The organism is Cupriavidus sp. 01L45 (genome assembly GCF_056399885.1).
In genome coordinates this window covers 14,623-26,903 of sequence record NZ_JBFTSG010000029.1, presented here as the reverse complement: position 1 = coordinate 26,903, position 12,281 = coordinate 14,623, and the positions used below count along the sequence as shown (strand labels likewise).

At 64.1% G+C, this 12,281-nt stretch carries 12 protein-coding genes and 1 pseudogene; 4 read left to right on the top strand and 9 right to left on the bottom strand.

What is annotated here, in order from left to right; translation table 11 throughout:
• The first annotated feature begins 1 nt into the window (after position 1).
• Both AC1DT6_RS20245 and AC1DT6_RS20240 read left to right on the top strand, forming a co-directional pair.
• Positions 2–1,156 (top strand): CaiB/BaiF CoA transferase family protein, encoded by a 1,155-nt coding sequence (locus AC1DT6_RS20245; protein ID WP_477114827.1) that lies wholly within the window; start codon positions 2–4, stop codon positions 1,154–1,156.
• 69 nt (positions 1,157–1,225) lie between these two features.
• Positions 1,226–2,215 (top strand): tripartite tricarboxylate transporter substrate binding protein, encoded by a 990-nt coding sequence (locus AC1DT6_RS20240; RefSeq protein ID WP_441629017.1) that lies wholly within the window; start codon positions 1,226–1,228, stop codon positions 2,213–2,215.
• A 197-nt stretch (positions 2,216–2,412) separates the two neighbouring features.
• Here the strand turns inward: AC1DT6_RS20240 and AC1DT6_RS20235 are convergent, their stop codons facing one another.
• From AC1DT6_RS20235 to AC1DT6_RS20195, 9 genes and pseudogenes are all read right to left on the bottom strand, one after another.
• On the bottom strand, positions 2,413–2,928 hold the full coding sequence (locus tag AC1DT6_RS20235) for an NADH-quinone oxidoreductase subunit B family protein (protein WP_441629015.1): 516 nt from the start codon (positions 2,926–2,928) through the stop codon (positions 2,413–2,415).
• The gene (locus tag AC1DT6_RS20230; RefSeq protein WP_441629013.1) at positions 2,928–4,475 is read right to left on the bottom strand and encodes a hydrogenase large subunit; all 1,548 of its coding nucleotides are present in this window, start codon (positions 4,473–4,475) and stop codon (positions 2,928–2,930) included. Before AC1DT6_RS20230 ends, AC1DT6_RS20235 begins: the two co-directional genes overlap by 1 nt.
• A 4-nt stretch (positions 4,476–4,479) precedes the next feature.
• Positions 4,480–5,934, bottom strand: coding sequence for a hydrogenase 4 subunit F (locus AC1DT6_RS20225; RefSeq protein ID WP_441629011.1), 1,455 nt, complete (start codon positions 5,932–5,934; stop codon positions 4,480–4,482).
• A gap of 1 nt (position 5,935) precedes the next feature.
• Complete coding sequence (locus tag AC1DT6_RS20220; RefSeq protein ID WP_477103023.1) at positions 5,936–6,595, bottom strand: formate hydrogenlyase; 660 nt, start codon at positions 6,593–6,595, stop codon at positions 5,936–5,938.
• 1 nt (position 6,596) lies between these two features.
• Complete coding sequence (locus AC1DT6_RS20215; RefSeq protein ID WP_441629007.1) at positions 6,597–7,544, bottom strand: respiratory chain complex I subunit 1 family protein; 948 nt, start codon at positions 7,542–7,544, stop codon at positions 6,597–6,599.
• A gap of 7 nt (positions 7,545–7,551) precedes the next feature.
• Positions 7,552–9,576 carry a hydrogenase 4 subunit B gene (gene hyfB / locus AC1DT6_RS20210; RefSeq protein ID WP_441629005.1) on the bottom strand — a complete coding sequence of 675 codons (2,025 nt, stop codon included), beginning with the start codon at positions 9,574–9,576 and terminating at the stop codon, positions 7,552–7,554.
• Between the two features lie 123 nt (positions 9,577–9,699).
• Positions 9,700–9,849 (bottom strand): annotated as a pseudogene (locus AC1DT6_RS20205) (ribbon-helix-helix protein, CopG family); the annotation flags it as partial.
• Positions 9,850–10,232: 383 nt separating this feature from the next.
• Positions 10,233–10,571, bottom strand: a complete 339-nt coding sequence (locus AC1DT6_RS20200) for a hypothetical protein (RefSeq protein ID WP_441629003.1) — start codon at positions 10,569–10,571, stop codon at positions 10,233–10,235.
• Positions 10,572–10,760: 189 nt separating this feature from the next.
• The gene (locus AC1DT6_RS20195) at positions 10,761–10,964 is read right to left on the bottom strand and encodes a CopG family transcriptional regulator (protein WP_035864406.1); all 204 of its coding nucleotides are present in this window, start codon (positions 10,962–10,964) and stop codon (positions 10,761–10,763) included.
• Between the two features lie 156 nt (positions 10,965–11,120).
• On the opposite strand from AC1DT6_RS20195, the gene AC1DT6_RS20190 reads away from it, so the two are divergent.
• Positions 11,121–11,372, top strand: a complete 252-nt coding sequence (locus tag AC1DT6_RS20190; protein ID WP_441629001.1) for an HPr family phosphocarrier protein — start codon at positions 11,121–11,123, stop codon at positions 11,370–11,372.
• Between the two features lie 34 nt (positions 11,373–11,406).
• Positions 11,407–12,222: a fused MFS/spermidine synthase gene (locus tag AC1DT6_RS20185; RefSeq protein WP_477103020.1), complete on the top strand. Its 816-nt coding sequence runs from the start codon at positions 11,407–11,409 to the stop codon at positions 12,220–12,222.
• The last annotated feature ends 59 nt before the right edge of the window (positions 12,223–12,281 follow it).

The window sequence follows — 12,281 nt, the reverse complement described above, 5'->3', positions numbered from 1 at the left end:
CATGAGCACTGAACATGCCTCCTTGCCGCTCGCCGGCGTCCGCGTGGTTGAGTTCACCCATATGGTGATGGGCCCGACCTGCGGCATGATCCTCGCGGACCTGGGCGCGGAAGTCATCAAGGTCGAACCCCCCGGCGGCGACAAGACGCGCAACCTGCCCGGCCTTGGCATCGGCTTCTTCCGCTCGTTCAACCGCAACAAGAAGAGCGTCGTCATCGACATCACCACCCCGGAAGGACAGGCCRCGGCAGCGGAACTGGTTGGCCAGTGCGATGTGTTGCTGGAGAACTTCCGCCCGGGCCTGATGGAGAAATGCGGGCTGGACTACGCCACGTTGTCCGCCAGATTCCCCGGGCTGATCTACGTGTCGCACAAGGGCTTCCTGCCCGGCCCTTATGAAAACCGCCTGGCGCTCGACGAAGTCGTGCAGATGATGGGAGGCCTGTCCTACATGACCGGGCCCAAGGGCCGCCCGCTGCGCGCGGGTACCTCGGTGAACGACATCATGGGCGGCATGTTCGGCGCCATCGGCGTGATGGCCGCCCTGCGGGAGCGCGACCGTACCGGCAGGGGGCAGGAAGTGCAGAGCGCGCTGTTCGAGAATTGCGTGTTCCTGTCGTCCCAGCATATGCAGCAGTTCTCGATGACAGGCGAGCCGCCGCCGCCGATGCCGTCGCGCGTGTCCGCCTGGAGCGTCTACGACGTGTTCACGCTGGCCGGAGGCGAGCAATTGTTTATCGGCGCCGTCAGCGACAAGCAGTTCAACATCTTGTGCGGCGTGCTGCAACGTCCCGACCTGGCTGCCGATCCGGAGCTCGCGACCAACGCCATGCGCGTCGCGGTACGTCCGGCATTGCTGGAACGGCTGGGTGCGATTCTCAAGGACCATCGCGTGGAAGAACTCTCGCCGAAGCTCGAAGCCGCGGGCATTCCCTACGCGCCCATCATGCGTCCGGAGCAACTGCTGGATGACCCTCACCTGAAGGCAAGCGGTGGCCTCGTGCCGATGCAGACCGAGGATGGCGGCACCACGGACGTCGTGCTGCTGCCGCTGCTGATGGGCGGACGCAGGCCCGGCGTGCGCATGCCGCTGCCGGGCATCGGCGAGCACAACGACGAAATCCTGTCCGGCCTGCGCACGCGCACGCCGGATTGAATCTACCCGCATTGCCGCGTGGCATCGGATGGCCACGCGGATCAGAACGATAAGCATACGGAGACAGACATGGCATTCCCCCTTTCGCGCCGGGCGGTACTCGGCATGGCCGCTTCGGCCATCGCACTCGCGGTCGCCTTGCCGGCCGGCACCGTCATGGCCCAAGGCTCGGGCCGGCCGGTACGCCTGATCCTGCCTATCAGCGCGGGCTCGGGCGTGGATGCTATCGCGCGCGCCGCCGGACCGTCGCTCGGCAAGAGCCTGGGCCAGCCGGTGGTGATCGAGAATCTCCCCGGCGCCGGCGGCATTACCGGCGCAGCGGCGGTGGCCAAGGCGCCGCCCGATGGCACGACGCTGGGCCTGTTCTCCAACAACCATGTCATCAATCCGAGCGTGTACAAGAAGATGCCGTTCGACGCGATCAAGGACTTCACGCCCATCAGCGTGATCGGCTCGACGCCGCTGGTCCTTGTGGTCAACCCCAAGGTTCCCGCGAAGAACGTGCAGGAACTCGTTGCCTTGCTCAAGGCCAAGCCCGATTCGCTCAACTATGCGTCATCGGGCAACGGTACCATCATCCAGCTCGCCGCGGAGATGTTCCTCGATGAAGCGCACGTCAAAGCCCGGCACGTGCCCTACAAAGGCACCGGCCCGATGATGACCGACCTGATCGCGGGCCAGGTGGAGATGGGGGTCGTGGCGCTTAACGCCGTGGCGCCGCACCTGAAGAACGGCACCCTGCGTGCGATCGGCCTGTGCGGCGCCACGCGCTCGCCCGCCGCGCCGGAGATTCCAACCATCGCCGAACAAGGTTTGCCAGACTTCGCGGTCGAGGGCTGGTTTGCCGTGGTGGGTCCGGCAGGGCTTCCGCCGGCCGAGGTCAAGCGCCTCAACACCGTGTTCGTCAAGGCATTCACCAGCCCGGATGTCCTGGAAGCGATGAAGAGGCAGGGCAATACGATCAATCCCGGCACGCCGGAGGCCGCCGCGAAGTTCTTCCAGAGCGAAGCGGCGCGCTATGCGGCACTGGTCAAGAAGGCCAATGTGACCCTGGAGTGAGGTCGGGGTGTGCTGTCGCGGCGGGGCAACCCCTGCCGGCTTTCCCCGCTTCCCGTTGTCTCGCTCCCTGTCGGAAAATGTGCTTGATGCCGGTCACTACGCCGGTCTGCACGACCCCCGGAGCCGTCGTGGCCGCGTTGACCGCGCTTCCTTTAAAAGATGCCGTCGCCATCCTCCATGAGGATCACGTGGAGGATCTAGCTTTTGCGCCGCTGCACGGCGGTCAGTATCCCCCGCAGGATCTCGATGGGGGGAGGCGGGCAGCCAGGCACGGCGACGTCGACGGGGATGACGTTGGCGACGCGACCGCAACTCGCATAGCTCTCGCCGAAGATGCCTCCTGTACAGCCGCAGTCACCCACCGCGACCACGAGTTTCGGCTCTGGCGTCGCGTCATAGGTACGCCGCAAAGCGTCTTCCATGTGGCGCGAAACCGGTCCTGTCACCAGCAGCATGTCAGCGTGGCGCGGGCTGGCAACGAATTTGATGCCAAGCCCCTCAATGTTGTAGTAGGGGTTGTTGAGCGCGTGGATTTCCAGCTCGCAGCCGTTGCACGAGCCTGCATCGACCTCCCTGATCGTGAGCGCCTGACCGAGGATGTCGAGGATGTCCTGGTGGATACGTTGCATCGCGGCGCCACCATCGCCATCGACGGCCGGGGGCGGCTCCGTGACGATGCCAGTGCGGACGATTTGTTTGAGGATGCGCCACATCAGAGGTCGTGTCCCGAATAGCTGAGGTTGAATGACTTGTTGATCAGCGGAAAGTCCGGAACGATGTTGCCAATGACCGCGTGCTCAAGCACCGGCCAGTTCTGCCAGGAGGGATCATGGCAGTGGCAACGCAGGATTCTGCCGTCAGCGCCGATTTCGAGCGCCACAAGGATTTCGCCGCGCCAGCCCTCCACCCAGCCTGCTCCGATGGAGATCGCGTCCTGCGCCCGGATGCCGGCATGGATCGTGCCGCCGGGCTGTTCCGAGCAGATGGCGCGAACAAGCCGCAGGGATTCAATGGTCTCGTCAAAGCGCATCGCCACGCGTGCGGCGACATCGCCATCGCGGTGCGTGGCCATCGTGACGTCTAACCGGTCATAGGGCGGCCATGCGTGGTCGCAGCGCAGGTCCGCCGCTTGCGCGCTGGCGCGTCCGGCGAGCCCCGCGAGGCCAAGCTGGGCGGCAAGTTGTGGCGTTACCCGGCCCGTGGCGCGAAACCGGTCCTGCAGTCCGGCATGCTGGTCATAGACGCGCCGCAACGCGCGAACTTCGCGCTCGATGCCGTCGCACTGCTTGCGCAGCCGGTCCATCATGCGCGGCGCCGGATCGATCGCGACACCCCCGGGCACCACCGCATCCATCATGAAGCGATGTCCGAAGGCTTCCCCGGACAGCCGGTGCCAATCCTCGCGCAGCCGCGAGAACTGAGCCAGTCCAAAGGCCAGTCCGGCATCGTTGCCCAACGCACCGAGGTCGCCCAGGTGGTTGGCCACGCGCTCGCGCTCCAGCATCAGGGCGCGCAGCGAGGCCGCCCTTGCCGGTATTTCGCTCCCCGAGGCGGATTCCAGCGCCATACAGTAGGCCCAGGCATAGGCCACGGTCGAGTCGCCTGAGATGCGGCCTGCGAGCCGGTAAGCCTCACTCGGCGCCAGTTCGGTGAAGCGGCGTTCGATGCCCTTGTGCGTGTAGCCGAGGAGGGCTTCAAGGCGCAGCACCTTTTCGCCGACGACGGAGAAGCGGAAGTGGCCGGGTTCGATGATGCCGGCATGCACCGGGCCGACGGCTATCTCATGCACCCCATCGCCATCGACACGTACGAAGGCGTAGTCCGCGGGCAGCCTGCCCGCGGCGGCCAGCGGTTGCGTCCCATGTTGCAGGGGGAATGACCCGGGTGGCCACAGGCCATGGTCGAGCCACGGGCGCTGGTCGTGGCTGCCTTGCACCCGGATGCCCGAGAGGTCCGCCATGGCGCGCTGCATCCGCCCGGCACACGGGAAGATGCCGGCCAGATCCGGAACCCCCTGAGCCGGGCCGCCGAGCCGCAGTTCGAGCCAGACCAGTCCATCCGGTACGGCATACGCGGCGCATGCCGCCAACGTCCCGCCCGCAGCGCTGCGATCGGCGCCCCACACGGAAATCAGTCGTCCGCCCGTGTCCGCGACCGTGCGCGCTGCCGCGCTCCATGCATCGGGACCGGCGAGCCCGTGCCATACCGGCAGCGGTGCCGGGAGGCGATGCAGGTCGAGTCCGAGTTCAGGCAGGGCCATGTGCTCAACCCCCCAGCATGGCGGCCGCCTGGCGGTACCACGCATCCAGGTACGGCGGGATATAGAGACCCAGCATCAAGCCGAGTATGAGGTGCAAGAATACCGGGACCAGCGCCGGCGGGTGCGGCAGGGGTTTCAGGGTGGTCTCGCCGAAGACCATCGGTTGCACGCGGCTGAACACTGACGCAAAGGCCAGGCCGAGCGCGACCAGCAGGAAGGGCGTGGCCCAGGGTTGTTCCCGCATCGCGGTCGTCACGATCAGGAACTCGCTGGCGAACACGCCGAACGGTGGCATGCCCAGAATGGCCAGTACGCCCAGCATCAGGCCCCAACCGACCGTGGGGCTGACCCGGACCAGCCCGCGGATCTCGTCCATGGCCTGGGTTCCCGCTTGCTGGGCCGCATGGCCGACGGCGAAGAAGATCGCGGACTTGACCAGCGAATGCACCGTCATGTGCAGCAGTCCGGCGAAGCTGGCGATCGGGCCGCCCATGCCAAAAGCGAAGGTCATCATGCCCATATGCTCGATGGAGGAGTAGGCGAACATGCGCTTGACGTCCCGCTGACGGATGAGGAGCAAGACCGCCGCCACTACGGAAACCAGGCCGAAGCCCATCATCAGGCGGCCGGTGAGATGGTTGTTCAGCGCGCCGTCCGTCAACACCTTGCAGCGCAGGATGGCGTAGAGCGCCACATTGAGCAGCAGGCCGGACAGCACGGCGGACACCGGGGTTGGCCCCTCGGCATGCGCGTCCGGCAGCCAGTTGTGCACGGGAACCAGGCCGACCTTGGTGCCATAGCCGATGAACAGGAAGGCAAACGCCAGGGTGATGATATTCGGGTCCAGCCGGCCCTTGACCGCATCGAGGTTGGTCCACAGCAGCGCGCCGCCCTCGGGGCCAATGACCTGCTCGGCCGCCATGTAGAGCAGCACCGTGCCAAAGAGCGCCTGGGCGATACCCACGCCACACAGGATGAAGTACTTCCAGGCCGCCTCGAGGCTGGCCGCCGTCCGGTACACGCTGACCAACAGCACCGTGGTCAGCGTGGCGGCTTCCATCGCCACCCATACGATGCCCATATTGTTGGTGGTCAGCGCCAGCAGCATCGTAAAGGTGAATAGCTGGTACATGCTGTGGTACAGGCGCAGCCGCGGCGGCGTCATCTTGCCGTGGTCGCGCTCCACGCGCATGTAGGGCCGCGAGAAGATGGACGTGGTCAGGCCCACGAACGCGGTCAGCGTAACGAGAAACACGTTCAGGGCGTCTATGTAGAACGCACGGTCCCACGCGAGCGTGGGACCGTCGTCGATAATTCGCCCGGTGAGCAGGCAGGCCGCGATGAAGGTGCCCAGGCTGAACACGACGTTGACGTCGCGCGCATGATCGCGATGACCGACCAGCGCCAGCACCAGCCCGCCGGCGAGCGGGGTTGCAAGCAGGAAGGCTAGCGCGATCAACTCAGTCCTCCTTCAGCTTCTCTAGGTGGCGGATGTCCAGGCTGTCGAACTGCTCGCGGATCTGGAACATGAACACGCCCAGGATCAGCACGCCGATCAGCACGTCCAGCGCGATGCCTAGCTCGACCACCATCGGCATGCCGTAGGTCGCCGAGGTCGCGGCAAAGAACAATCCATTCTCCATGGCCAGGAAGCCGATGACCTGCGGTATCGCCTTCGACCGGGTGATCATCATCAGGAACGAAAGCAGTATGCAGGCCAGCGCGATGCCGAGCGTGCCGCTGGCCAACTTCACCGACAGCCGCGAGATCGGCATGGCCAGGTTGAACGCGAAGATCACCACCAGAATGCCGATCACCATGATGGTCGGAATGTTGATCAGCGTCTCTACGTCCCAGCGGATATCAAGCCGGGTGATGACCCGGTGCAGGAGATAGGGGATCAGCAGCACCTTAAGCGCGAAAGTCACGCCGGCCGACAGGTACAGGTCTGGCTGCCGGGTCACGTAGCCGACCACGGCCGTCGCCAGCGCCAGGGTGGCGCCCTGCAGCGTGAACAGGTGGATCAGCGTCAGGATGCGGCGCTGCGAGATCATCCCGAAGGCCAGGATCAGCAGCACCGCGCCGAGCAGGTTGACAAACTGGGTCAGCAGGGTGCTCATGTCAGCGGGCAAGCAGCAAATGCACCAGCATGCCGATCACCGCCAGCAAGAAGGCGGTAGCCAGGAATTCCGGGACGCGGAAGATGCGCATCTTGGCGCTCACCGTCTCCAGCGCGGCAAGCAGGATGCCGCCCACCATGAGTTTGGCCAGCAGCGCCGGCAGCGCCAGCAGCATGGACGATGGCGCCTGGGCCTCGGCGATGCCCCAGGGGAAGAACAGCGCGAGTCCGATACACGAGTAGGCGAACAGCTTCAGGCTCGCGGCCCACTCGATGAGTGCGAGGTGGCGGCCTGAGTATTCCAGGATGAGCGCCTCATGGATCATCGTCAGCTCCAGATGCGTGGCGGGGTTGTCGACCGGCACGCGTGCGTTCTCCGCCAGCGACACCATGGTGAACGCAACGCCGGAAAAGGCCAGCCCGGGGTAGATCGCCAGTTGGCGATGGGCGAGTGTCTCGACGATGGTAGTGAGCGATGTCGATTTGGAAACCAGCGAGGCCGAGAACAGCACCATCAGCAATGCCGGCTCGGCAAGAAACCCGATCAGCATCTCGCGCCGCGCCCCCAGGGTGCCGAAGGCGGTGCCGATGTCCATCGCCGCCAGCGAAATGAAAACCCGTGCCAGCGCAAACAGGCCGACCAGCGCGATCGCATCGGCCGCGGGCGCCAGCGGGAGGTCCGTCGAGAGGGTTGGGATGATCGCGCATGCCAGCGCCATGCAGCCGAACACCACATAGGGCGTGACGCGGAACAGCGGCGATGCGTTGTGTGCCACCACCGATTCCTTGTTGAACAGTTTGTGCAGCGTGCGATATGGCTGCCAGAGGCTAGGCGCGGATTTGTTCTGCAACCAGGCACGGCATTGATTGACCCAGCCCGTCAGAAGCGGCGCCAGGGCGATCGATATCACGATCTCGATCGACTGTGACAGCAAGCCGGTGACTGTCATGGAGACCTCATCGCATCACCGCCAGTAGCGTGGCAATCAGAGTCAGGAAGCTATACAGCAGATACACGGAGATGCGCCCCTGCTGCATCAAGCCGGCCAGCCGCGCCAGATACGAGGCCAGATCGACAGCGGGCAGGTATAGCCAGCGCCAGAAGCGGTCCTCAATGGTCACGCGGTAGCGCGGCCGTTCGTCGAAGGGCGTCGGCAGCTCGCGCTCCATCAGGAAAAAGGGTTCGAAGATCTGCCGGATAGGCTGGCCGAATCCCTCGGCGGTGTCCTGCATGCGCGCGGTGCCCCAGGGAAACCCGCAGGCCCACGGCGGGCCGCGGCGCAACCGGCCGTGGTACAGCCAGCGCACGAGCACGTAGGCCAGGGCAAAGCTGGCCAGGATGCCGAGCAGGAAGATGACCGGCCCATAGCTGGCCTGGTCCCGGTTGGTCGGCGCCAGCAGCCATCCGCTTGCCGCTACCTGGGCACCCAGGCCGGCGGTGACCAGTTGTCGCGTCACCGGGTCGATCAGCTGAATGAACTGCGTYGGCAACAGGCCAAGCGCCACGCAGCCAAGGGCCAGCCACGCCATGCCCGCGCATTCCCAGGGGCCGGCGTCATGCGGGTGGGTGAGCTTGTGCTCGCGCGGCTGGCCGAGAAAGATCACGCCGAAGAACTTGACCATCGTATAACCGGCCAGCGCCGCCACCAGCGCGATCAGCGCGGCGACCACCGGAATCAGCATGGTCAGCAGTGGCATCGGCAAGCCGGGCGTGAACAGGAAGCTCTGCAGCAGCAGCCACTCCGACACGAAACCGCCGAGCGGAGGCAGGCCTGCGCTGGCCAGCACCCCCAGCAATGTGAGCCAGCCCACCCGGGGCATGTACCGTATCAATCCGCCCAGTTTGCCCAGGCTTCGCTCGGCGGTCGCATGCAGCACGCTGCCCGTGCCGAGAAAAAGCAGGCTCTTGAAGAAGGCATGGCTTGCGACGTGATAGAGCGTCGCGGTCAGGGCTAGTGCCGCCATCGGCCTCATGTCATAAGCCGAAAAGATCAGGGTCAGGCCCATGGCGACAAACAGCAGGCCCATGTTCTCGATCGACGAGTAGGCCAGCAAGCGCTTCATGTCGGTCTGCACCGCGGCGAAGACCACGCCGAACAGGGCGGTGGCCAGGCCGATGGCCAGAAGCAGCGCACCCCACCACCACAGGCGCATGGACAGCAGATTGAAGGACACGCGCAACAGCCCGTAGATGGCTGTATTGAGCATGACGCCGCTCATCATCGCGGAGACCGGCGAGGGCGCTGCCGGATGTGCCTCCGGCAGCCAGACATGCAAGGGCAGTATGCCGGCCTTGGCGCCGAAGCCGAACACGGCAAGCAGGAAGGCAATCGATGCCCAGAAGGGCGTCAGAGCCTGGCCGCGCATGTTGGCGAAGGTGTAGTCACCGGTGTTGGCCTGCAGCACACCGAAGCAGAGCAGAATTGCGATCGCGCCGATCCGCGCCATCGTGATGTAGATGTAGCCGGCGCTGCGCACCTCCGGAATGCGGTGATTCGCGGTCACCAGGAAGAATGACGACAGCGCCATGGTCTCCCACATCACCATGAACGAATAGGCATCGTCAGCCAGAATGACACCGGCCATGCTGGCCAGGAACAGGTGATATTCCAGGCAAAGCAAGCCTGGCGGCGTGCCCTCGCCCTTGCGGAAATACCCGGCCGCGAACATGGAGATGCCCGCGGTCGCGCCGCCGATGACCATCAAGAAGTAAGCGGAGAGGCTGTCGAGCCGGACGTGGAAGGGCAGCGACGGCAGCCCGATGGCCAGTACTGCGACCTCCGGCGTGCCGTGTACCGAGGCGAGCGCGAAGCCGGAAAGCGCCAGTCCAAGCAATCCACCGAGAGGGAAGAGAACGCGAGACACCAGGGTCAGCCGCTGCAGCGCGAGAACGCCCGCGGCCCCGACCAGCAACCAGGCCCCCACGACAATAAGCACCCAGTCGATATGGAGCCATTGTGCGGCCGGGGGCAGGCTGCTCATGGCCTAGCCCTTGCGGCGTGCGGTGCGCCGTTTGGCGGGCGGGGCTTCAGACTGCGCCTGCGCTTGTGGCACTGTCTCATCGCCGGCAGGCTCGACATTGTCCGAGTTCAATCCGCTGGGCACGTACTGGACCCCATGTTGAGCGAGGTACTCGCGGATGAGCTGGCGCACCACCTGCGATGCCGTCAGATCCTGTTGCGCGCAAAGGCGCTCGAAAGCGGCCTTCTTGTTTGGATCGATGAGCAGCGTCAGCCGAGCAGTCTTGATCTCCATGGAGCCTCAACGTGCTAGTACGATGGTCAGATGCATCACATCATGCATGAATGTCTGCTGCCAGGCGGTGCTCGGCACTGCCACCGAGCACTGCCGGTGAATCGGCAGCGGCGGTCGCCATTTGCTTGTTACAACCTAGCATACGGGATGAAGATTTCATATGCCAGGAACCATAATTCAATGCGCCATACGTGTAATCACTATGTTAATGTGATTAACATAAGCCACGCAGGCATCAAAGCGCGTGAGGCATTTGCGCGAACGGGCTGGCGAAGCAACCATGGAGCAGCTTGTGGAGCAGGTGGAGGATTGGGATGCTTGACAGGGGGCGTGGACATGCGGTGCTGCGTCCTTGCGCCACCAATGCCTCTTCCCGAACCCGGCTAGCTGGCGCCGGCATCGCCCATGGTGACGGATCGCAGGCTCGTCCTGAGTCCAATACGGCGCAATAGTGTCTGAATGGCGGCCGTGGCGACGTCATCCGTCTCTTGTATGTCCTCAAGCACCGCTTGAAGTACCGCCTGAATCCGCAAGGCCAGCGCTTCGGCAAGCCTTGCCGCGGTGGCGCGTAACGGACAAGAGCCACCGCGCGCGTAGAGCGTGACATCTCTAAGCAGGGCATCACCCCGGTAGATGGCCACCAGCACCTTCGGCTGGAAACTGCCGTCGACGAGCGCCTTTGCGCGCGGAGTGACGCGATAACTAACCGCCGGCTTGTGCATGGATCTCTCCCGATTGTTGCAAGGGCCTGACGGCGGCCGCGGCATTCCGTGACGGCAGGAAGCGTTGCCTTCCGGTCGGCACCTCGCAGGGAGGGCAGGCATCTCGGTGCCCTTGCGCGGACCTTTGCCGGATGCGACCTCGAAGTGGAACTGYGGATTGATGCTGGTAGTCCGCGACGCGGACATTGGTCACTCGCGGTCCTTCCTGGCCGGAAGCGTGGTACCGACTTGGGGCCGCGTGGCGTAAGCCACGCCATGCTGCTCAAGATAGTCGCGGATCAACTGGCGCACCACCTGTGACGGCGTCTGATCCTGCGCCGCGCACAGCGATTCAAAGGCCTTCTTCTTCACGGGGTCGATCAACACGGTGAAACGGGCGGTCTTGGATTCCATGCGCTCTCGAATAGTGTTGTATGATAATAGCGTTATCATTATATACAACTTGACGATGTTCCGGCATGCCAGCCGGTCTTGTCCGGCCTATGGCGGCAAGCCAGAGGACGTGATGTTTGCAAGTTGCTTAGGGGCCGCTTCTTATCCGAGGGCGATGTGGTAAACGCGACAATTGAAATGACGAACCGCATGGGCTTGCAAGGCAGGGGCTCAGCGCGGTTAACCTTTACCGCCGCTCAGTTCGAATCCGAGATCCTGCTTGTCAGTAATGACTGCACAGCGAATGCCAAGAATGTGATGGAGGTGATGCGGCTCTCGGCACGGGCGGGGACCGAGGTGCATATTCGGGCCACCGGACCGGATGAAGTTGCTGCCGTGAAAGTCATTGCCGCCCTGCTGACTGAGTGACGAATTGAATACCACGCCCGATCGAGCCCCCCAGATGGACCCCACGCGCACGTCCTTTGAAGCCTACTTGAAGTTTCTGTCCGAAGCGCCCAACGACGGCACGCCGACGGTGTTGGAAACCTCGCTTGCGCTTTCACTGCATTTCGACGCGCTGGCAACGCAAAGCGTCATGTCGCGGCGTGATCCCGACAAGCTTGTTCTTGGCTACACACGGACGATGATGGCGTTTTTACTGTTGCAGCCGGCGCCCGCCAGGATTTCGATGATCGGCCTCGGCGGGGGATCATTGCTCAAGTACTGCTATCGGCATCTGCCGGATGCCAAGGTTGTCGCCATCGAAATCGATCCGGCGGTGATTGCCCTGCGCGATACGTTTCACATTCCGCCCGACGACGAACGGCTCGAGGTGGTTTGCGCGGATGGCGCCGAATATGTCAAGAGTCAGGGCGCGCGGCCGGAGGTCATCCTGGTGGATGGCTTTCTCGCCCATGGCATGCCAACACAATTGGGCAGCGCGGACTTCTACGCGGCGTGCCACGCTAGGCTCGCCGACGATGGAGTATTGGTCGCCAACTTCATCGACAGCGATGCCGATATTCCGTTCTATATGGAAGAAATTCGTTCGGTGTTCGGCGACTCCTTTTCCATTTCTCCCTCTGAGGACAGTTGCAACTACGCGCTGTTCGCCTGGAAGGGCGCGCAGGCACTTCCCTCGCTGGACGAATTGCTGATGCGTGCGCGCGCTCTGGAAACCACGCATCCGCTGAATCTGCGCTCGGCCGCGCGTCGCTTGAAACAGGGCAAACGGCTGGCGGCGGATCACAACTTCTGGCAAAAGCTCGCGGGCTGACGCGTTCGCCGGCCGATGCCGAATAGACGCGGTCTGAACTGAAGGTAACGCTCACCGAT

Bases quoted from the DNA above. Each gene is read 5' to 3' on its own strand.
- AC1DT6_RS20240 (WP_441629017.1), top strand. From the start codon at position 1,226: ATGGCATTCCCCCTTTCGCGCCGGGCGGTACTCGGCATGGCCGCTTCG.
- AC1DT6_RS20235 (WP_441629015.1), bottom strand. From the start codon at position 2,928: ATGTGGCGCATCCTCAAACAAATCGTCCGCACTGGCATCGTCACGGAG.
- AC1DT6_RS20230 (WP_441629013.1), bottom strand. From the start codon at position 4,475: ATGGCCCTGCCTGAACTCGGACTCGACCTGCATCGCCTCCCGGCACCG.
- AC1DT6_RS20220 (WP_477103023.1), bottom strand. From the start codon at position 6,595: ATGAGCACCCTGCTGACCCAGTTTGTCAACCTGCTCGGCGCGGTGCTG.
- AC1DT6_RS20215 (WP_441629007.1), bottom strand. From the start codon at position 7,544: ATGACAGTCACCGGCTTGCTGTCACAGTCGATCGAGATCGTGATATCG.
- AC1DT6_RS20200 (WP_441629003.1), bottom strand. From the start codon at position 10,571: ATGCACAAGCCGGCGGTTAGTTATCGCGTCACTCCGCGCGCAAAGGCG.
- AC1DT6_RS20195 (WP_035864406.1), bottom strand. From the start codon at position 10,964: ATGGAATCCAAGACCGCCCGTTTCACCGTGTTGATCGACCCCGTGAAG.
- AC1DT6_RS20185 (WP_477103020.1), top strand. From the start codon at position 11,407: ATGGACCCCACGCGCACGTCCTTTGAAGCCTACTTGAAGTTTCTGTCC.